The sequence below is a fragment of the Pedobacter sp. CAN_A7 genome, from assembly GCF_015752175.1.
Taxonomy (GTDB): domain Bacteria; phylum Bacteroidota; class Bacteroidia; order Sphingobacteriales; family Sphingobacteriaceae; genus Pedobacter.
This window is the reverse complement of record NZ_JADOUW010000001.1, coordinates 835,246-859,793: the sequence shown is the minus strand read 5'-3', so window position 1 is coordinate 859,793 and position 24,548 is coordinate 835,246. Positions and strand designations below refer to the sequence as shown.

The 24,548-nt window shown below is 42.4% G+C and carries 16 protein-coding genes and 1 riboswitch; of the genes, 11 read left to right on the top strand and 5 right to left on the bottom strand.

The genetic code is table 11. The annotated features are described in order from the left end of the window. Positions 1-70 precede the first annotated feature (70 nt). The 3 genes from IWX76_RS03850 (at position 71) to IWX76_RS03840 (ending at position 5,420) form a co-directional block, all read left to right on the top strand. Positions 71-2,707 (top strand): putative LPS assembly protein LptD, encoded by a 2,637-nt coding sequence (locus IWX76_RS03850; protein ID WP_334641159.1) that lies wholly within the window; start codon positions 71-73, stop codon positions 2,705-2,707. A gap of 2 nt (positions 2,708-2,709) precedes the next feature. Next, complete coding sequence (locus IWX76_RS03845; RefSeq protein ID WP_196858543.1) at positions 2,710-3,960, top strand: competence/damage-inducible protein A; 1,251 nt, start codon at positions 2,710-2,712, stop codon at positions 3,958-3,960. A 122-nt stretch (positions 3,961-4,082) separates the two neighbouring features. Next, positions 4,083-5,420, top strand: coding sequence for a dihydrolipoamide acetyltransferase family protein (locus tag IWX76_RS03840; protein ID WP_196858542.1), 1,338 nt, complete (start codon positions 4,083-4,085; stop codon positions 5,418-5,420). Between the two features lie 393 nt (positions 5,421-5,813). Here the strand turns inward: IWX76_RS03840 and IWX76_RS03835 are convergent, their stop codons facing one another. From IWX76_RS03835 to IWX76_RS03820, 4 genes are all read right to left on the bottom strand, one after another. Continuing rightward, the gene (locus IWX76_RS03835; protein ID WP_196858541.1) at positions 5,814-7,058 is read right to left on the bottom strand and encodes a homoserine dehydrogenase; all 1,245 of its coding nucleotides are present in this window, start codon (positions 7,056-7,058) and stop codon (positions 5,814-5,816) included. Continuing rightward, positions 7,059-8,117 carry a homoserine O-acetyltransferase family protein gene (locus IWX76_RS03830; protein WP_196858540.1) on the bottom strand — a complete coding sequence of 353 codons (1,059 nt, stop codon included), beginning with the start codon at positions 8,115-8,117 and terminating at the stop codon, positions 7,059-7,061. Positions 8,118-8,138: 21 nt separating this feature from the next. Next, entirely contained in the window at positions 8,139-9,473 is a 1,335-nt protein-coding gene (locus tag IWX76_RS03825) for an O-acetylhomoserine aminocarboxypropyltransferase/cysteine synthase family protein (protein WP_196858539.1), read from the bottom strand. A gap of 228 nt (positions 9,474-9,701) precedes the next feature. Next, a riboswitch (SAM riboswitch) is annotated at positions 9,702-9,814 on the bottom strand. Positions 9,815-9,937: 123 nt separating this feature from the next. Next, positions 9,938-11,053 (bottom strand): trans-sulfuration enzyme family protein, encoded by a 1,116-nt coding sequence (locus tag IWX76_RS03820; RefSeq protein WP_196858538.1) that lies wholly within the window; start codon positions 11,051-11,053, stop codon positions 9,938-9,940. Positions 11,054-11,108: 55 nt separating this feature from the next. Between IWX76_RS03820 and IWX76_RS03815 the strand changes: the two genes are divergently transcribed. Continuing rightward, positions 11,109-11,600: a lipocalin family protein gene (locus IWX76_RS03815; protein ID WP_196858537.1), complete on the top strand. Its 492-nt coding sequence runs from the start codon at positions 11,109-11,111 to the stop codon at positions 11,598-11,600. A 71-nt stretch (positions 11,601-11,671) separates the two neighbouring features. Here IWX76_RS03815 and IWX76_RS03810 read toward each other — a convergent pair whose 3' ends face one another. Further along, positions 11,672-12,376 (bottom strand): FadR/GntR family transcriptional regulator, encoded by a 705-nt coding sequence (locus tag IWX76_RS03810; protein ID WP_196858536.1) that lies wholly within the window; start codon positions 12,374-12,376, stop codon positions 11,672-11,674. 164 nt (positions 12,377-12,540) lie between these two features. Here IWX76_RS03810 and IWX76_RS03805 point away from each other — a divergent pair, with 164 nt between their 5' ends. Genes IWX76_RS03805 through IWX76_RS03775 form a run of 7 tightly spaced genes read left to right on the top strand, consistent with a single transcriptional unit; the run spans position 12,541 to position 24,539 of the window. Beyond that, positions 12,541-15,837: a SusC/RagA family TonB-linked outer membrane protein gene (locus IWX76_RS03805; RefSeq protein WP_196858535.1), complete on the top strand. Its 3,297-nt coding sequence runs from the start codon at positions 12,541-12,543 to the stop codon at positions 15,835-15,837. Between the two features lie 18 nt (positions 15,838-15,855). Further along, positions 15,856-17,400, top strand: coding sequence for a SusD family outer membrane lipoprotein NanU (gene nanU / locus IWX76_RS03800; RefSeq protein ID WP_196858534.1), 1,545 nt, complete (start codon positions 15,856-15,858; stop codon positions 17,398-17,400). 36 nt (positions 17,401-17,436) lie between these two features. Further along, the gene (locus IWX76_RS03795) at positions 17,437-18,366 is read left to right on the top strand and encodes a dihydrodipicolinate synthase family protein (RefSeq protein ID WP_196858533.1); all 930 of its coding nucleotides are present in this window, start codon (positions 17,437-17,439) and stop codon (positions 18,364-18,366) included. 47 nt (positions 18,367-18,413) lie between these two features. Next, positions 18,414-19,538, top strand: a complete 1,125-nt coding sequence (locus tag IWX76_RS03790; RefSeq protein WP_196858532.1) for a galactose oxidase — start codon at positions 18,414-18,416, stop codon at positions 19,536-19,538. A 35-nt stretch (positions 19,539-19,573) separates the two neighbouring features. After that, positions 19,574-20,815, top strand: a complete 1,242-nt coding sequence (locus IWX76_RS03785; protein WP_196858531.1) for an MFS transporter — start codon at positions 19,574-19,576, stop codon at positions 20,813-20,815. 31 nt (positions 20,816-20,846) lie between these two features. Next, a complete protein-coding gene (locus IWX76_RS03780) occupies positions 20,847-22,433 on the top strand; it encodes an exo-alpha-sialidase (protein ID WP_196858530.1) in 1,587 nt (528 codons plus the stop codon). An 18-nt stretch (positions 22,434-22,451) separates the two neighbouring features. Then, positions 22,452-24,539: a GDSL-type esterase/lipase family protein gene (locus IWX76_RS03775; protein ID WP_334641148.1), complete on the top strand. Its 2,088-nt coding sequence runs from the start codon at positions 22,452-22,454 to the stop codon at positions 24,537-24,539. The last annotated feature ends 9 nt before the right edge of the window (positions 24,540-24,548 follow it).

Sequence of the window (24,548 nt, the reverse complement as noted above, 5' to 3'; positions counted from 1 at the left end):
TTTGAAACATTTACGCCAGATCATTTTATTTAAATCGCTTCTTTTGCTCAGTATGCTTAGTAACAATGCTATGGCATTTGAAAGGTTTATAGCCTTCCAGGTCGTCCAGCAAACGGATACCCTTAAAAAGGACACCGTTTCAAAGCAGGATACTACTATGACTAAGGTTTACCCCCCAGGGTTTAAATTAAGTGACACGGTAAAAAATAACAGTACAGCTGATGTAGGTAAAATTGAGTACTCTGCACAGGACTCGACGAAATACAGTAAAGACCGGAGTGTGATCCATCTATACGGCAAGGCCAGGGTAATTTACCAGGGTTTTCAGCTCGATGCCGATTATATCCGATACGACAATCAGAACAACACCATATTTGCCCGCGGTACTACAGATTCCAAAGGCCGCTATTCGGGTAAGCCAATTTTTACCATGGAAGGGGAGGGAACGTCTATCGCCGATTCCCTGTTTTACAATACACAAACCAGTAAGGGTACGGTCTTCAACACCTTTATGGAGCAGGAAGGTAGTTTCTTTTCTGGTGGACAAAGTAAAAAACAGCCGGATAATGACATTCACATCAAGAACATGGTGTACAGTACCTGTAACCTGCCGCACCCTCACTTTGGCTTTTTTATCACCAAAGGGATCGTCACCGAGAAACAGGTGATTACCGGTCCGGTTTACCTCACCATAGAAGATATTCCTTTGCCATTAGCCTTGCCCTTTGCCTTTTTTCCTAAACCCAACAAAAAATCATCAGGTGTTATTGTGCCCAGTTTTGGTGAAGATGCCACCAACGGTTTCTTTTTAAACGATGGGGGTTATTACCTCGGCCTAAGCGATTATTGGGATGCACGTATCATGGGTTCCATTTATACCAATGGTTCCTACCGTTTGTCGACTTCTACCAATTACCTGAAACGTTATAAATTCAATGGCCACATTGACCTGAATTATTCCAGTACCAAGGCGGGTATTGAGGGTACTTTCCAAAACGAACCCAGTAAAGATTTTCAAATCAACTGGACCCATAGCCAGAATCCTAATGCGAGTCCGGGTTCTACTTTTAGTGCCAGCGTAATGGCAGGTACCGGCTCCTATAATGCGGCCAATTCACTGAACTCTAACATGGATCCTTACACCACTTCACGTAACGTGATGAGTTCCAGTATTGCCTACTCCAAAACGGCAGGGATTTTTAACATCAGTGCCAGTGCCAACTCCAGACAGGAGACCTTAAATAAAACCATCAGTTTAACCTTACCGCAGGTGAGTGTGAGTATGACCAGTATTAATCCTTTTGACTCTAAAAAAAGGGTGGGCGACCAGAAATGGTTCCAGAAATTTAACCTGGGCTATAGCATGGATGCCACCAATACGGTGAACACTACCGAAGACCAGTTATTTGCACCAGGTGGTTTAAGCAGGTTTCAAAATGGGTTTAACCATAACCTGACCGGCTCTTTACCTTTTACCCTGGCTGATTATTTTAACTTTTCTACCAATGTTAATTATACTGAACAATGGCATTTTCAAAGCATGAAACAAACCAGGTTAAAAATGTTAAACGGCCGTGATTCCCTGGCTTACGATACGATACAGGGCTTTAAACGTTCTGGTGACTATAACGTGGGCATGAGCATGAACACTAAAATTTATAATACCCTGCAGTTCAAAAAAACAGGAAAAATACAAGCCTTAAGGCATGTGATGACACCAAGCATCGGCATCAATTATCGCCCAGATTTTTCTGATCCTGATAAAGGGTATTACAATGAATTGTATTACCAGGATGGTCAGCCAGTCTATGACGAACGTTATAACCGTATACAGCGTTATTCGATTTTTCAGAATACCCTGTATAGCGGGCCTTCAGAAGGTCAGGCGGCAAGTATCACTTTCGGCTTGCTTAACGACATAGAGCTGAAGGTGCTTTCTCCTAAAGACACTACAGGAACCGGTACCCGAAAAATACCTATACTTCAAGGTTTAAATATCGGTGGATCTTATAACCTCCTGGCGCCGTCCAAAAAATTATCAGTCTTGAATTTTGGTGGACGCTCTAACTTTACCGAAAAAATCGGGATTACCTTTAGCGGTGCCTTGAACCCTTACGTCGTGTCGGATTCGGTGAGTACCAACGGTCAAATGGTTAAATATGTAGAAGACCGTTATACCTGGCAAAGGGGCCAGTTGCCCCGCTTAACCAATTTCGGTTTCTCTTTCGACTACAGCTTAAATCCGGCTTCTTTTCAAAAACGTCAGGAAAACATGGATGCCCTGGAGAATGATGCTGCTAAAAAAGGTTTGAGCACCGAACAGGCCAATCAGTTAAATGCCATCAGTCGAGACCCTAATGCTTTTGTCGATTTTAATATTCCCTGGAACTTATCCTTTGCCTATAGTTTTAACTACAGTACGGATGAAGTAGGCCAGAATAAAAATGTGAATAACGACCTTACCTTTCGTGGTGATTTTAATGTCACTCCTAAATGGAAAGTGACATTCGACTCCGGTTATAACTTTAGCACCAAAAATGTAGCGTTAACCCGTTTAGCTATATACCGCGATTTACATTGCTGGGACATGAACTTTACCTGGGTACCTTTTGGTTTCTCCAAAAGTTATGGCGTAACCATCAGGGTCAAAGCATCCATCTTACAAGACTTAAAGTTAAGCAAACAACAAAGTGCCAGATACTATTAATTATGCTAGCTGAAATTATTACCATTGGCGATGAAATCCTGATTGGACAAATCGTTGACACCAATTCGGCCTGGATGGCCAAACAACTTAACCAGGTTGGCATAAAAGTTAAACAGGTTACTTCTGTATCAGATGATGCCAGTCATATTATCGAGGCTTTAGATGCCGCACGCAAAAGAGCCAATATCATATTAATGACCGGCGGATTGGGCCCAACCAAGGATGATATTACCAAGCTTACCCTGGCCAAGTATTTTAACATGGGCTTTCGCCGCGACGAGGAAACCTTGAAACAGGTCACCTCCTTCTTTGATACGCGTAAACGCCCCATGATAGAGCTTAACCGTGCACAGGCCGATGTGCCTGATGGTTGCCAGGTCATCCAAAATAAAAATGGTACTGCACCCTGCATGTGGTTTGAACACCGCGGAACCATATTTGTTTCTATGCCGGGTGTGCCTTTTGAAATGAAATACCTCATGGAAGAGGAGATTTTACCGCGTTTAAAAAACCTGTTCCACCTTCCGTTTATTTATCATAAAACTATTTTAACGGCTAATATCGGTGAGTCATTCCTTGCACAGGAAATTGAGGAGATAGAAGATAGTTTGCCGGCCTACATTAAACTGGCCTACCTGCCTAAATTAGGGCAAGTGCGTTTGCGTTTAAGTGCATCGGGAAATAACGAAGCGGAGTTGAAAACCGAAGTAGACCATTATGCACAACAGCTAGTGGAAAAAGTGAAACCATTTGTGGTTGCCGAGCAGGATATTCCATTGGAACAGGCTTTGTTACAACTGATGGAACAAAACGGACTTACTTTTTCTACCGCAGAAAGTTGTACCGGAGGTTATATTGCACACTTGATTACACAAATTCCAGGATCTTCCAAGTCTTTTGAGGGAGGTGCGGTGACTTATTCATACGATTTAAAACAAATCATTTTAGGTGTACAGTCGCAAACCCTTTCGGATTTTGGCGCGGTAAGTGAAGAAACAGTTAAAGAAATGGCATTAGGTGCTAACCAACGCTTTAAAACCGATTATGCCGTAGCCGTTAGTGGTATTGCAGGGCCGGATGGCGGAATGCCCGGCAAACCTGTAGGTACAGTGTGGATTGCTGTGGCCCATAAGGATCAAGTAGTGGCTAAACTGTTTACTTTTGGGGAACGCAGGATACAAAATATAGAGCGTTCTGCTGCCGCAGCTTTAAATATGCTTTTTACGCAGGTGAAGCAACAGTTAACGAAATAAAAGTCTGTCTGATAAGGGATAGGAAGAATAAATATGCCAAAGCCTTCACCTGACTATCGTTTATAGGCTAAAAAGATTTACTTTTGCAGCGGCAACAATTATTAAAATTACTGTAAACCAACATGGCTCAATACGAATTACTGTTACCCAAAATGGGGGAGAGCGTTGCAGAAGCAACCATTATAAAATGGCTTAAACAACCTGGAGAACGCATACAGCTGGATGATACCTTATTGGAAATTGCAACCGATAAAGTGGATTCTGAAGTACCCTCGCCAGTGGAAGGGATACTGGTAAAACAGTTGTGTAAGGAAGATGAAGTGGTGCAGGTAGGTGCCGTCATCGCAATTATAGAAATAGCTGGCGAAGCAGAAACTACAGTTCCCTTTGTTCAGGATATCGAACAACCTACTTTGGAAGCCATTGCAGAAAAAGAACCTGCTGCATTGGAAGTAGAGACTGAAACGCAAAGTGCCGACCGGTTTTATTCTCCCTTGGTGAAGAACATCGCCGCCCAGGAAAACATTAGTTTCGATGAATTAGCCAGCCTTGAAGGCAGTGGAGCTGATGGTCGTTTAACTAAAGACGACTTGTTGTTATATATTCAAAACAAACAAAATCACGGTGGACAAGCACCTTCACAAACTGCCGTGACACCTGTGCAAGTACAAGCACCTGTAGCTGCAGCGGAACAGCCGGTATTACCAACACCTGCTAAACCAGTAGTTACCCAAAGCAGTAGTGTAAGTGGTGGTGATGAAATTATAGAGATGGACCGTATGCGTAAACTGATTGCCGAACACATGGTAATGAGTAAACATACAGCACCTCATGTTACCTCTTTTGTGGAAGCCGATGTAACCAATATGGTGAAATGGCGCGACCGCGTGAAAAAGCCTTTTGAGAAACGCGAGAACGAGAAAATTACTTTTACGCCGATCTTTATCGAAGCGGTGACCAAAGCAATTAAAGATTACCCAATGATTAATGTGACCGTTAATGGTACACAGATCACTAAAAAGAAAGATATCAATATTGGGATGGCTGCGGCTTTACCAAGTGGTAACCTGATTGTGCCTGTCATTAAAAAGGCTGATCAGCTTAACCTGATCGGTTTAACCAAAGCAGTTAATGATTTGGCTAACCGTGCAAGGATTTCAAAACTGAAACCTGATGAAACGCAGAATGGTACTTTTACCTTAACCAATGTGGGTTCATTCGGCAATGTGATGGGTACGCCGATCATTAACCAGCCACAAGTAGCGATACTTGCTGTAGGGGCCATTAAAAAGAAACCTGCAGTACTGGAAACAGAGTTTGGTGACGTGATTGCCATTCGACACATGATGTTCTTGTCCTTGTCTTACGACCACCGCGTGGTTGATGGTGCCCTGGGTGGATCTTTTGTGAAAAGGGTAGCAGAATACCTGGAAAACTGGGATGTAGACCGCGAGATCTAAGAAATTAAAAATCTGTATATTTTATTGGCAAAGCGCCTGTTTCATTTTTGATGAAACAGGCGCTTTGCTGTAGGTGATCATTACCTTAACTGTCGCTTATCCAGAGCTTATTGTATTTGGCACAGTAGAACCATACGACTACGCTCCTTAGTTGCCCCTTGCTTCGGTTTTGTGAAACAAGGTGCGATCCAGGTCCGGCGCAGGTGCGTTTGTGGAGGGGACAATTAATAAGCCAATCTTAAAGCACAGATTGGATGGTGGTCGCCTATTGATCGTGTAATCACGGCTAATGATGATCACCTTAAAAATAGGGTGTTTGACTATAGGTTAAGGTATAAAAAAAAGACCGGTTTGCACCAGTCTTTTACAATCAAAACAAAAATTAAAACGGCATTAGTTAAGGGCTGCTGTGGCTTCTTCGGAAACGTTTTTTAGCTGCTGCTCCGTATAGGTGTATTTGCCGGTATGGGCAATAAATACATCCTTGTGTTGCAACAGGTCGCGGTTAGCCAGTAGGTTCTTCAGGCTCACGTTTCCAATCACATATTTAAAGTCGTTATTTGCAAAACGTTCCTTAATGTTTTCCACTTTAAGCTTATCCAGGGTGTACTCATGCTCGTAGCGCAGGTATACTTCCAGACTCACATTATCGGTGTAAACCAGGTCGTTATGTTGCTGGTATTTTTTGTATTCGTATTTATAGTCGTAACGTAAAGCAGCAATATCTGATAATACAGCAGCACCCGTAGGGTGGCCACCTGCCCCTTTACCAAAAAAGAACTGTTTATCTGCAAAAGCAGCCTGTACAGTGACGCAGTTGTATTCGTTTTCTACGTTATAAATGAAATCATCAGATTTGACAAATTTTGGCAATACAAAAGAAATCACCTGGCGGGTGCTGATTTTCCGTGCTGTAGGCACCAGTTTAATCTTAAAGTTTTTTTCGCGGGCATACTTTACTTCATTTTCCGAAAGGTTCTGGATACCGATGTTAAGGATTTTGTCTGGATCGATAAATAGACCATAGGCATGTGCCGTAGCAATGGCCAGTTTATATTTAGCATCGTAACCCCCCACATCTAAAATTGGGTCAGATTCGGCAAAACCTAAGTCCTGGGCCTGTTTTAGGGCCAGCTGGTAATCCATGCCTTCATTAAATATTTTGGAAAGGATGTAATTTGAAGAGCCATTAAAAATACCACTGATGCCGTGAAGCAATTCGTTATCGTAATATTCCTCCAGGTTTCTGATGATGGGAATACTGCCACAAACGGCACCTTCGTAAAGCAGGGAAGATCCATAAGTATGCTGCAATTCTACCAGTTCGGCTAAGTGCAGGGCAATCATTTTTTTATTGGCAGATACTACGTTTTTACCCGAAATTAAAGCTTTTTTAACAATCTGGTAAGCTGCATCGGCATCGTCAATTAATTCAACAATGGTATTGATCTCTGGATGATCCAGCAGTTCGTTATGATCAGTGGTAAATAATTTGGCGTCCAGGTTCCTGGTTTTGTTCGGATTCTTGATCGCAATTTTAATGATTTCCAGGTTAAGGTCCTGACCTTTTATAATGTCATGTAAGCCCTGTCCAACTACACCAAAACCAAATAAACCTATTTTTAGTTTCTTACTCATTTATGCTATTTTTTGAAATTTTATTATTTTTTTATTGATACTTTCTTTTAAGAAATTACCGATTAATTGGGTCAGCGTATCGGTTTCGATTAAAAATCCATCATGCCCGTATGCAGAAGTGATGGCATGAAATTCGGCACCTTTAATATGTTCGCTAATGTATTTTTGTTCAGATAGTGGAAATAACACATCGTTTTCCACGCCAATTACCAGGGTGTTGGCTTTAATAGTGGCCAGTGCTTCCGGAACGCTTTTGCGCCCACGGCCTACATTATGGCTGTCCATCGCTTTGCTCAGGTACCAGTAACTATAGGCATTGAAACGTTTGCAAAGTTTTTCGCCCTGGTAATTCTGGTAGGAAGAGGCACGGAAGTTATTGGTTTTATCGTTAACACTTTCCAGCTGGGTGGCGCCATAGGCATCGTAAGTACGGTACGACAGCAATGCAATGCTGCGTGCTACTTTAAGTCCTTTTAAGCCACCTTCGGGATGTTGCGCATAGAAAGTGCGGTCGGCACTAATGGCCATGCGCTGGCTCTCGTTAAAGGCAATGCCCCATGGCGAATGCTGTGCATTGGTGGCCACCAATACCAGGTTTTCAATTTTAGAAGGTTCGGTAACTGCCCATTCTACGGCTTGCTGCCCCCCTAAAGAGCCCCCAATTAATACCTTAATCTCTTTAATGCCCAGGTGTGCAGCCAGCAACTGGTGCGCTTTAACCATGTCGCGTACGGTAACTTCTGGGAAAGCGAGGTAATAGGGCAGTCCGGTAACCGGGTTTATGCTTAATGGATTGCTGCTGCCGTAAGCAGAACCAATCACATTGGCACAAACAATATAATGTTCGTCGGGATTAAACAGGTTGTTGTTTCCAAAAAGCCCTTTCCACCAGTCCAACACATCAGCGTTTGCCGTCAACGCATGACAGGCCCAAATGACATTGTCTTTTTTTGCATTGAGTTTTCCATAGGTCTGGTAGGCTTGCTGAAGTCCCCTTAATTTTTTGCCACTTTCCAGCTGAAAAATCTTCGGGTAATTATAGGTGTTCATCGTACTCATTTTTTGTTGTTCGTTCTTAGGTTAGGCAGGTTCCTGTTGCTGGTGTTGTTGTTGTTGTTTTATTTTTTCAAAAGCCTGTTCAAAATCGGCTTTGATATCATCAATATGTTCAATACCTACAGAAACACGCAATTGGTTAGGGGTAACGCCGGCAGCCTTTTGCTCACTGTCGCTTAGTTGCTGGTGGGTAGTAGCCGATGGTTGAATAATCAGTGTTTTGGCATCGCCCATATTGGCCAGGTGACTCACCAGTTTAAGGTTATCGACTACGCCGGTTACATCCGTTTTACTGCCTTCCAATTCAAAGGAAAGCACCGCGCCGAAACCATTTTTTAAATACTTTTTAGCCAGGTGGTGATAAGGACTGCTTTCCAAACCTGGGTAACTTACCGAGCGTACCAAAGGGTGGTTTTCTAGCCAGGTAGCCAGTTCAAGCGCATTGTCTACATGACGCTGAACGCGTAGCGACAAGGTTTCTAAGCCTTGGATCAGTAGGAAAGAGTTGAATGGCGACAAGGCAGGGCCGAAATCGCGTAAGCCTTCTACGCGGGCACGGATAGCGAATTGTATATTTCCAAAGGGGCCATCAGCACCGAAGACATCAGAAAATATGAGGCCATGGTAACCTTCGGCAGGACTGGAGAATTGTGGATACTTGCCATTGCCCCAGTTATAATTGCCTCCATCTACAATCACGCCACCAATGCTGGTACCATGGCCACCAATCCATTTAGTGGCTGATTCTACGACTACATGGGCGCCATGTTCTAAAGGGCGGAATAGGTAACCGGCAGCGCCAAAGGTATTATCGACCACCAGAGGCAGGTCGTGTTTATTAGCAATAGCGGCTATTTTTTCAAAATCAGGGATGCTGAAGGAAGGGTTGCCGACTGTTTCCAGGTATATGGCTTTTGTTTTTTCGTCAATCAGGGCATTAAAATCTTCGGGTTGGTCAACATCGGCAAAGCGTACTTCTATGCCTAACCTTTTAAAGCTTACTTTAAACTGGTTATAGCTACCACCATATAAATGCGACGAGGAGACAAAATTATCACCGGCTTCGAGGATATTATTAAGGGCAATAAATTGTGCCGCTTGTCCTGATGCTACCGCTACTGCAGCTACGCCACCTTCGAGGGCCGCGATTCGCTTTTCAAACACATCCGTAGTGGGGTTCATGATCCGGGTATAGATATTGCCGAATTCTTTCAGTGCAAATAAATTAGCGCCGTGTTCAGAGTTTTTAAAAACATAGGAAGTGGTTTGGTAAATAGGCACCGCACGTGAACCTGTTGTTGGATCTATTTCCTGACCTGCGTGTAATTGTAGGGTCTCAAATTTTAAGTTTGCTGACATGATATTAAATGTTAAGTGATACTGTTGTTGGACTGATGCTTATAGAAGCATATAGACTAAAGCGTACCTTCATGAGGAAGGCCTTCCGGATGTGAGGTAACAGCAGGAAGATTTTTAAAATTAGTATATGCAGCAGCACATACAACAGTGAGTTGCAAGGATAAAGCTTGGGGACTTAACGATTTCGCGAACGCGATTTTGATGATGATTTGTTTTCATAATGTTTCAATTTTATCTTTCCATTTAACATCTGTTATCTGGTCAGGAATTGGCACCTTCTTCCTTTAGGTAGGGTTGCCAGTGGGTCTTTGAGCCTGTCTCTCGCCACTTCTTTATAAATCAAAACCGAAAAGGTATTGACTTTAATCAGCTTTTGCTGATGATGAACAAATGTAGCGAATAAAAATTAAACGCAAAATTAAATTCTGAAATATTTAACTTTTATGCGCTACAAAGCAATATAATTAGGCTAGTGCCTGGTTGATGTCGGCAATAAGGTCGTCGATATGTTCCAGGCCTACGGATATGCGTATTAAATTTTGAGGAGTTTTAGTATCAGGACCCTCTACAGAGAACCGGTGCTCAATTAAACTTTCCACACCACCTAAACTGGTGGCCTGCGAGAAAATTTTTACGCTGTTCACCACTTTACGTGCGGTTAGGGCATCACCCTTTACCAAAATAGACAGCATGCCTCCAAAAGCGCTCATTTGCTTTTTAGCAACCTCATGTTGAGGATGTGAAGGCAAACCAGGGTAATATACCGCTTCTACCTGGGGATGTTGTTCCAGGTGTAATGCCAGGGCCATGCCATTTTCACTATGACCACGCATGCGGTAGGGCAGTGTTTTGATGCTGCGTAAAAGCAGGTAACAGTCGAAAGGTGCAGAAACAGCCCCCCCGATTTGCTGAATGTTTTTGATTTTTTCCCAGAATTCGTTTTTTGCGGCGGTAATTAAGGCGCCGCCCAAAACGTCGCTATGGCCACCAATGTATTTAGTGGTGGAGTGCATCACGATGTCGGCACCTAAATCTATGGGGTTTTGTAAACATGGAGAAGCAAAAGTACTGTCACAAGCCAGGATTAAGCCGTGTTTTTTAGTGATGCTGGCGATGGCTTCAATGTCGGTGATTTTTAATAAAGGGTTAGAAGGGGTTTCGATCCAGATCATCGCTGTATTGCTTTTGATAAAGGATGAGATGTTAGATGGATCAGTTAAGTCGACAAAGTCAAATTGCAGGGTGTCTGCAAAAATAGACTGTAATTGTTTCTTGAAACCCCAATACATGTCATCGGGCGCAATAATATGGCTACCAGGAGTTAAGGCCTGGAAGATGGTCATGCCTGCAGTGTTTCCTGAGGAAAAGGCAGCGGCATCAGCACCATGTTCTAATGCAGTTAATACGGCTTCTAAAGCACTGCGGTTTGGGTTGCTAACCCGGCTATACATGTGTCCCCCTGAGTACCCACCATCTTCATTACGTAAAAATGTGGTAGACAAGCTAATAGGCGCAGTAACATCGCCGGTAGAAGATAAGTTAATGTTTCCGCTATGTATTGCTATGGTTTCTGGTTTCATATGGTAAATTCTTTTTGGCAGGGTTTGTGTAATGCATGTAGCAAAATACAAGTATATGAAAAGAATATTAGTTATAGCAGCCATTTTATGCAGTTCATTAATGGTTTTGCAAAGTTGTTCAAGCACAAGTAATACTGCTTCAACCAGTTTGAAACGCGGAAAAGTTACGGGAACATGGGTATTAAACAACATAACTTTTGAAGGTGTTCCTGCAATTGCCGTAAAATCATTATTTGATGAAGCTTCTTACAAATGTTTTGTTGGAAGTACCTGGACATTGACCAATAGTGGTAATGGTAGTTATATGTTACCGGGTGGTAACGAATGCCCATCAGGTACACAAAGTATTTTCTGGTCGGTAAGTACAGCAGATGAAACATTCCAATTCAAAAAAATATATGAAGGTGATAAAGCTAAAAATGTAACAACTGGTTACAGATTGGTGCTTTCAGAAACTTCAGGAGACCGTATGGTACTTAAGTCGCCAATAGAATATGGTAACTCAACAGCTTATGTAGTGATGAACTTTACAAAAGCAGTAAAATAATTCAGTTTAAATTTGGTTTAGGTAAGAGGAGCACGCAAGTGCTCCTTTTTTTGTATGCCTGAAAATTGTGGTTAGGAAAACAACCTTCTAAAATGATTCTCTAAGTGATTGCGCATGGCATTACGGAAAAGCTCTGGTGATCCATTCTCCAGGATCTCCACAAGGCCTTTATGCGAAACAAATTTATTTATTTCCATTTGTTTCTTCAGTAGGCCACTTTTATGAACATAATCAAATACAGGCAGCAACATGCGTTGAAACTTTTTTAAAGTTTCATTCCCCGTAATTTCATAAAGTTTGCCATGGAAAATAATTTCATGATCGATGTTAAAGATGTGGTCTTTGGCCGTATCCGGTTCCGACTCTACAATTAATCTCAGTTCCTGAATGTCTTCAGGGGTAATGCGAAGAAATAGCAAGTCCGCCATCCCTACTTCTAAGACCAGTCTTAATTCAAAGATTTCCTTCAGCGTGTTTTGATCCAGAATATGAGGATTCATGCTTTTGCTCATGATTTCGAAAATATCAGGGCTGGTAATCACAGAACCTTTCTTTTTCTTCGTCTCAATTAAACCCATCATCCGGAGCCTCAATAAAGCCTCCCGGGTGACCGTGCGGCTTACCCCCAACGATTTAGAAAGGTCGATTTCTGTAGGAATACTGTCGCCAACCTTCAATTTCCGATCAACCAGCAATTGAACTAATTGCATTTCTACCTTATCTACTAAAGAACTGGTATCCAATTGAGAAAAATTATCTACTGCGAGCGCTTCCATATTATGTATGTTTTAATTAGGGTATGTGCAAACAAAAGTATTGCAATTTCGCTGCATTTACCATTTTGATTTAAATTTTTTGCAAAAATATTTGCATTACACAAATATAAACGTCAACTTAGAATTATTATGTTATACATAATGCCAACCAAAATATAAACGATATGAAATGTTATTTAAAAACTATTGTTTTAGTGCTGTGCTTGTTTTCCTCAGGCGTAACCTTAGCACAAAACAGACAGGTAACAGGAACAGTTACCGGATCGGATGACAGGCTAGCCATTCCAAGTGTCAGCGTAATGAATCGAGGGTCAAAGCAAGTGACCCAGACGAATACTGACGGGAAATATGCCATAAGTGCATCAGCAAATGATATTCTGGTATTCACTTACGTTGGTTACGTTACCCAGGAGGTAACTGTTGGCGCAAGTACAAACCTTAATATTGTATTACAACCAGCCTCTGCAAAACTGGACGAGGTAGTTGTTGTAGGTTATGGTACGCAAAGCAGAAGGAGCGTTACCGGTTCCATTGCAAAACTAGACAATGATGTGCTGGAAAGTGCGCCGCGATCTAACGTGGGTAGTGCCTTACAGGGGACCGTTTCTGGTTTACAGGTGGTTGCGGCCACTGGTCAGCCGGGTGCATCACCAGTGATTCTATTAAGGGGTGGCGCTTCTATTAACAATCCAGGTTCACCGCTGGTGATTGTTGATGGGGTGATTCGCGCCTTTAATGATGTGGCATCAGAAAACATAGCTTCGATAGAAATTCTTAAGGATGCGTCCGCTACAGCGATCTATGGTGCAAGAGCTAATAATGGTGTCATTTTAATTACCACCAAAACCGGTAAAGATGGTGCAGCAGAAATTTCCTACAAATTTACGGGTGGTTATAACAAAAACCGTAATGGCTACGACTATTTAGGTGCAAAAGATTTTATTTATTATACCCGTTTAGGTTACCTGAACGCTGGTAGAAGTCTGGCGCAGGTTAATGGGTCCAGGGGACTTGGCTTATCTACAAATGGTGCCGATCTGGCCAGTTTTGATATCAGAAGTTACACGGCCGGTACAACCACTTTGCCAGCAGGATGGGACATTGTTGATGATCCATACGGAGGTCAGATTATGTTTAAAGACCATGGAGGGGAAATTGCTGACCTGGTTTTCAGAGATACGTACACTAAAGACCATTATTTAAGTGCAACTGGCGGCAACGACAAGGGTAAATATTTTGCTTCCTTTAATTCTTTTAATGAAGATGGGGTGATTGTTGGCTCAAGCTATAAGCGATACAATGGAGATATTAATGGGTCATACAAAGTAAAACCTAACCTGGAAGTAAGTACAGGGGTCAGTTTATCAACTTCTTCACAATTAGGTACTGTCGGCTCAGAAGTAAATACCCTTTACCGGAGCATGGCCATCTGGCCAACATTTAACCCATGGTTAGACGAAGCGAAAACACAGCCAAATCCAGGGAATTCAAATTCTGATGGTAACCCATTATACTGGTTGGGCCGGGTTAACCGCACCAACGAGGTAAATAGGGTAGTGGCTAATGGTGCTGTAAAATGGGACATTATTCCTGGTTTATATTTCAAGGCAACCGCTAATGCGTATTTGCTGGAGGATTTAAACCGCAGTTTCCAGAAATCAACTCAAACTTATGCGAACGTTTTTACCAATACCATTGGTAACAGCAGCAGGGATGCGATTGATAGAACCGCTCGTGATTTTCAGACCCAGTTTAATGGTATTTTAAATTATAATAAATCTGTAGGTAAGCATAACTTTAATGTCATGGGTGGTGGAGAATACTTCACGGTAAAATCATCGACTGTTCAAATATTTGGTCAGAATGCGCCAACGGATGATATTCCAACTGCCAATGCCTCTACACTGTTTCCTGCTAATAATTCAACAACAGGAACACCTAATAATAATTACAGTATTCGTTCAGAATATCGTATTGCTTCGGCGCTGGGTAGATTAGCTTATGATTTTGATTCGAAATACCTGTTTACAGCTGTATTTAGAATGGATGCCGTTTCTAGTTTAGCAGCAGAAAATCGCAATGGGTTTTTCCCGGGTATATCTGCCGGCTGGAATGTTCACCAGGAAAGTTTCTTTAAAGAAGCTGGAATTAGCAAATACATCTCCACTTTAAAACCACGTGTTAGTTATGGTCAGAATGGTAACGTAGCAGGCCTTGGTCGTTATGAAGTGCAGGGTGTATATGGCCTACAAGGTAATTATAACGGAAATGCAGGCTTTTTAAACACAGGAATCATTAACAGTACGCTACGTTGGGAAAAAAGTAAAACCACAGATGTGGGTGTAGACCTTGGATTATTCAATGATAAAGTGAACTTGATTTTTGATTATTATGACAGAAAGACAAGCGACTTGCTTACCAACCTTGATCTGCCTAGTTATACTGGTTTTTCTACGCTGAGAACCAATTTAGGAACTTACCAAAATAAAGGTTATGAATTTGCATTGAATGTAAACGTATTCCGTTCTACAGACTGGACAGTTTCTGCAGGTGCAAATGCTTCCTTCGTCAAAAACAAAATTCTTCAATTGCCATTTAATGGAAATGAGAACAACAGACAGGGCGGTTTGCAAGTTTTTGACCAGACTAGCGGACAGGTGATTTGGGTTGGTGGTTTACAGGAAGGACAAACTTTAGGTGATATCTATGGATTTAAGCAGGTTTCCATCTTTAAAGATGATGCAGAAGTTGCCGCCATTGCAGGAGACCGCAGAGATGTTATTGCAGGTATTACCGGTCCTAATCTTCCGGCAGGTGCAAACGGACGTATTACTGCGGGTGATGTTAATTGGCAGGATGTAAACGGCGACGGAATTATTGATTCCAGAGACCAGATTAAACTAGGTAATATCTATCCAAAATGGACAGGTGGCTTTAATGCCAATGTTTCTTACAAGAGTCTTAATTTATATAACCGTTGGGAATTTGCAACCGGACATACTATATATAATGATTTAGTGGCTAGAACACTTGGGAATTACCAGGGAACATTAAACTATATTGATTTGCAGAAACAAGCGTGGTCGCCAACCAATACGGTAACTGATATTCCTAAAGTTTACTTTGCCGATCAGGTTGCCGGTTCAAAACAGAATTATACCCGCGCAAATAATGCCAATCCTAATTTAAATGGTAACAACTCTAACCTTTATGAAAAAGGAGATTACCTGGCATTAAGAGAGGTGACCCTTTCTTTTGCACTCCCTAAAAGTGTCTTGACGAAAGCGAAATTTATTTCAAATGCCAGGATCTATGCTACCGGAAGTAATTTACTTTACCTGACTAGTTTTTCAGGTCCATCTCCCGAAGCACCGATCAGCAATGGCTCGATCACCGGGATATTCACCGGAACATACCCTACGCCGAGATCTTTTGTGTTAGGTATTCAGGCAAGTTTTTAAACATACAGATTCAACAAAATGAAAAAGAACATAAGATATATTCTGGCCATGGTTGGAATAAGTACATTGGTTTTAAGTGCATGTAAAAAATCACTTGATTTAAACCCGGTAAGTAATTTAAGTGATGTGAGTTTCTGGAAGTCGCCAGACCAATATGATGCCTTTGTGAATGGTGTACATTCGCGTTTCAGAGCTCATACTGGCAATTTCGAATACCTTGGTGAAATGCGCTCCGGTATTTATGGTTCCGATCCAGGTACTACAGCCTCTTTTACCGGGGAAGCAACCCAGGGTTTAGAAAGAATGTGGTTACATACTTTAGATACAGATAATCCAGGGGTGAGTAACTTTGGTGGATTTTATGACAACATCAATCAATTAAATTTATTAATTGAGAAATTGAATACAGGTACTGTAGTCACAGAAACAGTTAAAAACAAATACCTGGGCACTGCCTATGGAATGCGTGCCTTCTATTATTTCCAATTGTACAGAACATGGGGCGCTGTCATTATCCAGACTGAACCTACCATCACGCTTGATGTAGCAAATTTAGCAAAAGCAGCATCCAGCGAAGCTGAAGTAATGGCGCTGATCAAATCTGATATCGATTTATCGAACAGCAGCTTTGGTACAGATTACAGTTTTTCTACAAAGGCCAACAAAGGGTTCTGGTCGAAATCAGCTACCCAGATGTTGAAAGCAGAAGTTTATTTGTGGACTGCCCACAGAAGTGGTGGTGCGGCTGATGCGGCAGTAGCTAAAACAGCATTGACAGACATCCAGTCAAATGTGGCAACCTTAAGTTTGCTGCCTAAATATGCTGATGTATTTGTTGCGGCAAACAAAAATAACCAGGAAACGATCTTTGCGACAAGAAACCTGCTAAATGAATCGGCATTGGGTTTCATCTCCAACTTTGTACCACAGACTGGTTTGATTGTTAATTTCTCTGATTCCATTGCCAACAGAAAATTTGATGTAATCACAGACAATTATGGGGGTTTGCTAAGGGCACCTACCAGAATTGCAACGTATAGAAAGTTCAATAATGATGATACCCGGAAGAATGTGACCATTCAAGCGGCTTATTCAAAAACCGGTAACAATCCTTATCAAATTGCAGGTGCTTTTCTTAAAAAATACCAGGGCGAGCAGAATGCCGGAACAAGGGTTTATACCAATGATTTCCCAATATATCGTTATGCTGATTTGCTGCTGTTACTGGCAGAGGCTAAAGTGGAGCTTGGCGAAAGTCCGGCAGCTGAAATTAACCTGGTACGGGCAAGGGCCTATGGTAGCAATTACAATGCGGCGGTGTATGGTTACCCAAATCAGGCGGTAGATGCTGACCCAAGGAAAGCTTTGTTACAGGAACGTTTTCTGGAGTTTATAGGAGAAGGCAAGCGCTGGTATGATTTACGACGTATGGGTGATGCTTATGTATTTGAAAATACGAGTCTCTCTCCAGCAGAAGCCTATAAGTTGCTTTGGCCAATTGACCGCCTGACACTTACCAATAACAGGTCATTAGTTCAAACAACAGGTTATCCTGGATTTTAATTGATAATTGATACGACATTTATAACACCTATTAGAATGAAATTTCCAAAACTAGAAGGCTTAATTGCTGCTCCTTTTACACCTATGCATACTGATGGCAGCATCAATATAGCGATCATTCCTGCCTATTATAAGTTTCTGAAAAACAACAAGGTTACCGGCGCTTTTATCTGCGGATCAACAGGAGAAGGGGTGTCTATGACAACCCTGGAGAAAAAAGAAGTGGCCACTGCCTGGGCAGAGGCCACTAAAGATGATGCTGAATTTAGCGTCATGTTATTTCTTGGTGGTACCAGCATAGCTGATTGCAAGGATCTTGCCTTGCATGCAAAAGCAATTGGTTTGTATGCCATATCATTTACGGCGCCTTTTTACTTTAAACCTGCAAATGTTGATATGCTGGCCGAAGCCTGTGCCGAAATTGCTGGCGTGGTGCCTGATATGCCATTTTATTATTACCACATTCCGGTGCTCACCGGGGTTAACTTTGCCATGTACGACCTGTTGCAGGCCGTAGATGGCAAAATACCTAATTTTGCTGGAGTTAAATACACACATGAAGACTTTATGGACTTCCTTTCCTGCCTACATTTTAAGGATGGAAAATTTGATATGCTTTGGGGCAGAGATGAAAATATGCTGTCTGCCTTGGTATTGGGTACCAAAGGTGCAGTGGGCAGTACTTTCAATTACGCTGCACCCTTATATTATGACCTGATTGCTGCTTTCGAAAACAATGACCTTAAGCATGCTCAGCAATTGCAGCAACAATCTATCGATATGATCAGGTTGCTTGGGAAATATGGTGGCATTGCTACCGGAAAAGCATTTCTGAAAGTTGCGGGTATCGATTGTGGCGCGTTCAGACTTCCGGTTAAGAATATGAGCCTGGAACAGTTTCAATTATTTGAACAAGATGTAACTCATGTGGGTTTTCACGAATTTAAGTCTAAATTATCGCATTAATTATTAATACGATGAACCGGTATTCTCTAATCTTAGTATCCTCCTTTATGCTAGTAAGCAGTTGTGTGATTCAAAAAGCTCCGATAACAAATATAGCCTGGAGCAAGGTAGCCCAGTTAAAAAACCGGGATGGTCGTATTTCCTTAGGGTTTGCAGGTGCCATTAATGCAGTAACCAACAATGTGCTGGTGGTGGCTGGTGGCGCCAACTTCCCTGAACAAATGCCATGGGATGGTGGCCGTAAATATTACTCAAAGGAAATTCACATCCTGCAAAAGTTTGGAGATGTGTTTAGCTGGGATGCTGCGGTAAGCAGGACACTTCCTGTGGCCATTGCTTATTGTGGTTATACGTCAACTGAATTTGGTATAGTTTACGCTGGTGGGGAAAATGAAGCAGGCCTATCTAAATCAGCTTTTCTCCTCCAGTGGAATCCGGATGCACATGAGGTGGAGGTAAAGCCTTTGCCTGACCTTCCGGTAGCGCTAACAAATATAGGACTTAGCCATTTGAACAATGTGGTGTATGCGGTAGGCGGAGATCAGCAAAGTAATTCCTCCAATAAGGTTTTTAGCCTGGATCTGAATAACCAGTCTCCACAATGGAAGAAGCTGCCGGATATGCCAGTGGCACTTGCCAATTCCCTTGTAATTGCACAACAGGGAAAGTTATACGTCATTGGAGGAAGAACAAAAACAGCATCAGGCATCAGCGATCTGCAAAGCAGCACTTATGTTTATGATCCTGCTAAGGAAAGCTGGTCTAACCTGGCGCCAATATCCGACAGTAAAAGTTTCAGTAATTTTTCTGCAGGCACCGGGCTTGCCATAGGGGAGGATTATATATTGGTAACCGGGGGGGATAATGGTGAAGTTTTTCACCAGATCGAAACCTTAATCGCACAAATAGCAAAAACAGCTAGTGCTGAAGAAAAGGCACAGCTGATGGCTAAAAAAAATGCACTAAGTATTCATCATAAAGGTTTCGACCGGGATGTACTGCTTTATCATATTAAAAAGAACCAATGGACTACAATTGGGGAGTTACCCTTTCCTGCTCCGGTAACGACTTCTGCAGCCCTCTGGGAGGGGCGCATCGTGCTCTCCAATGGAGAAGTTAGTCCGGGTGTTCGAACCCCTAATGTTATGTTAGGAAAAATCAATGAAAAGTAATTGCTTCATACCTTTAACTACCAAATCATAAACTGATGAATAAAACAAATAGATATGCCTGGGTTGTAGTTGGTTTATTATGGGTGGTCGCGCTACTCAACTACCTGGATCGGCAAATGTTATCGACAATGAAATCGGCGATGCAGATAGACATTGCGGAACTACAGTCAGCAACCAATTTTGGTTACCTGATGGCCGTATTTTTATGGATTTATGGCTTTATGAGTCCGGTATCAGGCATTATTGCCGACCGTGTGAACCGTAAATGGCTTATTGTTGCTAGTTTGTTTGTCTGGTCGGCAATTACCTTCTTATCAGGTTATGCTACTACTTTTGACCAAATTTACTGGTTAAGGGCCATGATGGGGGTAAGCGAGGCACTTTATATTCCTGCCGCCTTATCGTTAATTGCGGATTTCCATTCGCCTAAAACACGCTCTTTGGCCATTGGTATACACATGACCGGTTTATATATGGGCCAGGCCCTTGGAGGATTTGGTGCTACCATAGCAGATGAGTATTCCTGGCAGGCTACTTTTCATTTATTCGGGATCGTTGGCGTGTTATATTCGGTGGTGCTGGTCATTTTTCTTCGGGTACCTAAACCGGTTGAATTGTTAGCTGAAGGAGATCATATGCCTATGAAGATCAAGAGTTCTTTATTTAAGGGGCTGGCCATCTTATTTACCAATGTTTCCTTTTGGATCATCTTATTCTATTTTGCCATACCTAGTTTGCCAGGATGGGCAGCAAAAAACTGGTTGCCTACGCTTTTCGCGCAAAATCTAGACATCCCTATGGCAACAGCAGGACCGTTATCTACCATCACTATTGCAGCCTCTTCCTTTCTTGGGGTAATTCTTGGGGGTATATTGTCCGATAAATGGGTACAGAAAAACCTAAGAGGCAGAATTTATACCAGTGCCATTGGATTGGGCTTAACCATTCCATCATTATTGCTGCTTGGATTCGGTCATTCGCTGTTCCATGTGCTGGGGGCTGCTATTTGTTTCGGGATTGGTTTTGGGATGTTCGATGCCAATAATATGCCTATTCTCTGTCAGTTTGTTGCTGCAAAATACCGCGCCACCGCCTATGGATTAATGAATATGGTAGGTGTATTCTTTGGCGCATTTATTACCGACTTGCTGGGTAAATCATCAGATGCAGGGAGCCTGGGTAAAGACTTTGCTATGCTTGCCGGAATCGTTGTTATTGCCCTTGCCGTACAGCTCTATTTTCTGCGGCCAAAGCAAAATGATTTTGTTAACACCTAATTCGACTACACACATTTAAAATCTAATAACTATGCAAAATTTAAGAACCTATACCGGATTATTTCTTCTGCTGGTGTTAACGGCAGTAGCCTGTACACCAAAAATACAGCAAAGTGCTGGTGTCAATGCCATCAATATCACGGCAACAAAAACGACAAACCCTGTGTTAAAAAGTTTTGAAATTAATCCAGTGCTGCGGTTGGAGGTAAACATTCCTGAAGGAAGTTCAACGATTGCGCTAAGCGCTTTGGAGGGTGTGATGGATGCCCATACCTTATCCTATATTAGCAAGCTGGAAGTATATGCTACCAAAGAAGTGTATAACCCTTCAGAAAAAAATAACCTCAACAAAGGACAGCTAATGGCCACTTTGGTACCATCTGGGAAGAAATTTTCTTTACCGTTGACCGGAACCATAGCTTCAGGAACACACCACTTGTGGATAAATGTATTGCTGAAAAATACTGCTGATATGGATGGAACGGTGCAGTTGAAGATAAATAAACTTAAGGATGCTGCGGGTCGTCAGTACCCGGTGATGCAAAATGAAGTAACCAATCAACCTATCGGATTTGCCTTACGTAAACCTATGGATGATCAGGTCATCTCTTACCGCATACCTGGAATGGCCACTACAGATAAAGGCACATTAATCTCCGTGTATGACATCCGCTACGACAACAGTCGTGATCTACCCGCAAATATTGATGTTGGGATGAACAGAAGCACCGATGGCGGTAAAAGCTGGTCGGCCATGAAAACAATATTAGACATGGGCGGTCCAAAAGACAATAGTGGGATAGGTGATCCTGCAGTGTTGTTTGACCCAGTAAGCAAAACAATATGGGTGGCCGCATTATGGAGTAAAGGCAACAGGTCAATTGCAGGTTCTGGTCCAGGCTTAAGTCCTGATGAAACCGGTCAGATTGTATTGACTAAAAGCACCGATGATGGCTTAACCTGGTCTAAACCGATTAACATTACGTCCCAGGTAAAGAATCCAAAATGGCGTATCTTTTTCCCAGGTCCTGGTAATGGCATTGCTATGGCAGATGGTAAAATTGTTTTTGCTGCACAATATTGGGATGCCGATAAGATGCCGCATTCTACTTTGATTTATAGTGATGACCATGGAAAATCATGGAAGAGCGGCTTGGGTGCTAAATCGAACACCACAGAAAGTCAGCTCGTAGAAACATCCCCAGGTACGCTGATGTTAAACATGCGCGACAACAGAGGTAAGTTCAGAAGTGTTGCCGTAACTAAAGATATGGGTATGACCTGGACAGAACATGCCACTTCCTACCATACGCTTCCTGATCCTGTATGTATGGCTAGTTTTATCAAAGCTAAGGTTAATGTAAAGGGCAAAATGCGAGATGTGCTTTTCTTTAGCAATCCGAATGTATCAGATAGTCCGAGAAGGAACATCAGCATTAAAGCAAGTTTAGACTATGGCGAAACCTGGCAAGCTGCAAATACCTTATTGTTGGATGATCGACAATGTTTTGGCTATTCGGCCTTAACTAAAATTGACGATAACACCATTGGTATTTTGTACGAAGGGGTGAGCAGTTTGAAGTTTGTGCGTGTTCCTGTACAGCAGATTATTAAATAACAACGATAAAAATCATTAATGATTAAAAGTAGATATGTTTTAGGCTGGTTAGGTATCCTGATGTGCTCCTTAGTGGGCGCATCGGGTGCTTTTGCACAAGCACTAAAAGTGGCTTGCATAGGTAACTCGGTTACGTATGGCTTAGGGCTAAAAGATCCAGCTACGGAATCTTATCCGGCGGTTTTGCAAGGATTATTGGGGAATAAATACGAAGTTCGGAATTTCGGTTTTAGTGGTGCTACACTGCTTAAAAAAGGGCATAAACCCTATCATAAAACGAAGGAGTTTTCAGACGCCGTAGCTTATCAGCCAGACATTGCCATTGTACATCTCGGATTGAATGATACTGATCCACGCAACTGGCCGGAATACAAAGGGGAATTTGAGGCAGATTATGCCTGGCTGTTGGATACCTTGAAAAAACAAAACCCGAAGGTGAAAATCTATGTCTGCAGGTTAACACCTATTTTCAGCGGGCATCCCAGGTTTAAGTCGGGCACCAGGGATTGGTTCTGGCAGATCCAGGATCGCATACCAGAAATTGCAAAAGCCAATGGTGCCACGCTGATTGACCTGCACACTGCGCTGTATAACCGCCCGGATCTTTTTGCAGATAACCTGCATCCTGATCAGGAAGGGGCAGCCATCATTGCCAATACAGTTTACAAGAAACTCTCCGGCAATAACGGTGGGTTACAATTGCCTCCATTTTTTACCGATCACATGGTGTTACAACGAAATCAGGAAATTCCGATTTATGGAACGGCAAATGCAGGCGATCAAGTGGAAATAAACCTGAATAATAAGAAATTAACAGTTGTTGCCAATAGTTCTGGAAAATGGAAAGTCCGATTCCCGGCGATGGGACATGGCGGCCCATACCAGCTAAGCGTAAAGAGCAAAGGTAAAAAGATTGAACTTAATGACATTCTGATTGGCGATATATGGCTCTGTTCAGGGCAATCAAATATGGCTTTTCCATTAATAGCAGCCGCTACCGGAAAAGGAGAACTGCAAAGCCTGAAGAAAATTAATAATTTGCGTTTGCTGAAGTTGAACCAGCTGGCAGAAACCAATAACCAGGCATGGGATTCACTGACTTTAGCCCAAGTGAACAGGTTACAGTTTTTTTCTGGCGAATGGGCAGTTACAGATTCTGGTTCGGCAGCAAATTTTTCGGCTGTAGCCTATTATTTCGGAAAAAAACTTGTTGCAGAAGAAAATGTACCTATAGGTTTGATACAGCTTGCTGTAGGAGGTTCCATTCTGGAATCATGGATTGACCGTTACACCATGGAACATGACCCATGGCTGGTGGATGAACTGAATAACTGGCGGAAGTCTGATTTTATACAGCCCTGGGCCAGGGAACGTGCAGCTATTAATCTTGCCCATTCCAAAACTGTTAAACAGCGTCACCCTTATGAACCGGTTTATAATTATGAAGCTGGGATTGCCAAATTAACAGCATCACCCATCAAAGGCGTGATCTGGTATCAGGGGGAAAGCAACGCACAACAGGTGGAATTATATGAACATGCCATGCCTTTGCTGGTCAGCAGCTGGCGGAAGAACTGGGGTATCAACTTCCCTTTTTATTATGTGCAGTTGTCCAGTATAGATCGCCCAACCTGGCCATCCTTCAGAGATGCGCAACGTAAACTCCTGAAAGTGATTCCACACAGCGGGATGGCGGTAAGTTCCGATCTTGGGGATTCACTGGATGTGCACCCCATTAGAAAGAAGGAGGTCGGTAATCGCCTGGCACTTTTAGCGCTAAAACAAACGTATCATCGGCCAGTAACAGCAACTGGTCCGGAAGCCGTATCGGCTATCGCCCATGGAAATGAGGTGATTATTTCTTTTGCCGGTGCTAAATCACTGGTAACGGCCAACCAACAGCCCTTAGTCGGTTTTGAGTTAGTCACCATGAAAGGTAAACACTTGTCTGCCAAAGGCGTGATAAAGAACAATAAAGTACACCTGGTCATACCTGGTGTAGAGCAGATCAAAGCTGTTGCTTATGCCTGGAGACCTTTTACAAGGGCAAACCTGCAGAACGAAGCCAGACTCCCGGCATCAACCTTTTACCTTTCCTTAAAATAAAGATCTTTC

What these genes read in the sequence shown, in the direction of transcription:
- IWX76_RS03850 (WP_334641159.1), top strand. Translation starts at nt 71, where the DNA reads ATGGCATTTGAAAGGTTTATAGCCTTCCAGGTCGTCCAGCAAACGGAT.
- IWX76_RS03785 (WP_196858531.1), top strand. Translation starts at nt 19,574, where the DNA reads ATGAATAAAACAAATAGATATGCCTGGGTTGTAGTTGGTTTATTATGG.
- IWX76_RS03845 (WP_196858543.1), top strand. Translation starts at nt 2,710, where the DNA reads ATGCTAGCTGAAATTATTACCATTGGCGATGAAATCCTGATTGGACAA.
- IWX76_RS03840 (WP_196858542.1), top strand. Translation starts at nt 4,083, where the DNA reads ATGGCTCAATACGAATTACTGTTACCCAAAATGGGGGAGAGCGTTGCA.
- IWX76_RS03820 (WP_196858538.1), bottom strand. Translation starts at nt 11,053, where the DNA reads ATGAAACCAGAAACCATAGCAATACATAGCGGAAACATTAACTTATCT.
- IWX76_RS03825 (WP_196858539.1), bottom strand. Translation starts at nt 9,473, where the DNA reads ATGTCAGCAAACTTAAAATTTGAGACCCTACAATTACACGCAGGTCAG.
- IWX76_RS03830 (WP_196858540.1), bottom strand. Translation starts at nt 8,117, where the DNA reads ATGAGTACGATGAACACCTATAATTACCCGAAGATTTTTCAGCTGGAA.
- nanU (WP_196858534.1), top strand. Translation starts at nt 15,856, where the DNA reads ATGAAAAAGAACATAAGATATATTCTGGCCATGGTTGGAATAAGTACA.
- IWX76_RS03805 (WP_196858535.1), top strand. Translation starts at nt 12,541, where the DNA reads ATGAAATGTTATTTAAAAACTATTGTTTTAGTGCTGTGCTTGTTTTCC.
- IWX76_RS03835 (WP_196858541.1), bottom strand. Translation starts at nt 7,058, where the DNA reads ATGAGTAAGAAACTAAAAATAGGTTTATTTGGTTTTGGTGTAGTTGGA.
- IWX76_RS03795 (WP_196858533.1), top strand. Translation starts at nt 17,437, where the DNA reads ATGAAATTTCCAAAACTAGAAGGCTTAATTGCTGCTCCTTTTACACCT.
- IWX76_RS03790 (WP_196858532.1), top strand. Translation starts at nt 18,414, where the DNA reads ATGCTAGTAAGCAGTTGTGTGATTCAAAAAGCTCCGATAACAAATATA.
- IWX76_RS03815 (WP_196858537.1), top strand. Translation starts at nt 11,109, where the DNA reads ATGAAAAGAATATTAGTTATAGCAGCCATTTTATGCAGTTCATTAATG.
- IWX76_RS03775 (WP_334641148.1), top strand. Translation starts at nt 22,452, where the DNA reads ATGATTAAAAGTAGATATGTTTTAGGCTGGTTAGGTATCCTGATGTGC.
- IWX76_RS03810 (WP_196858536.1), bottom strand. Translation starts at nt 12,376, where the DNA reads ATGGAAGCGCTCGCAGTAGATAATTTTTCTCAATTGGATACCAGTTCT.
- IWX76_RS03780 (WP_196858530.1), top strand. Translation starts at nt 20,847, where the DNA reads ATGCAAAATTTAAGAACCTATACCGGATTATTTCTTCTGCTGGTGTTA.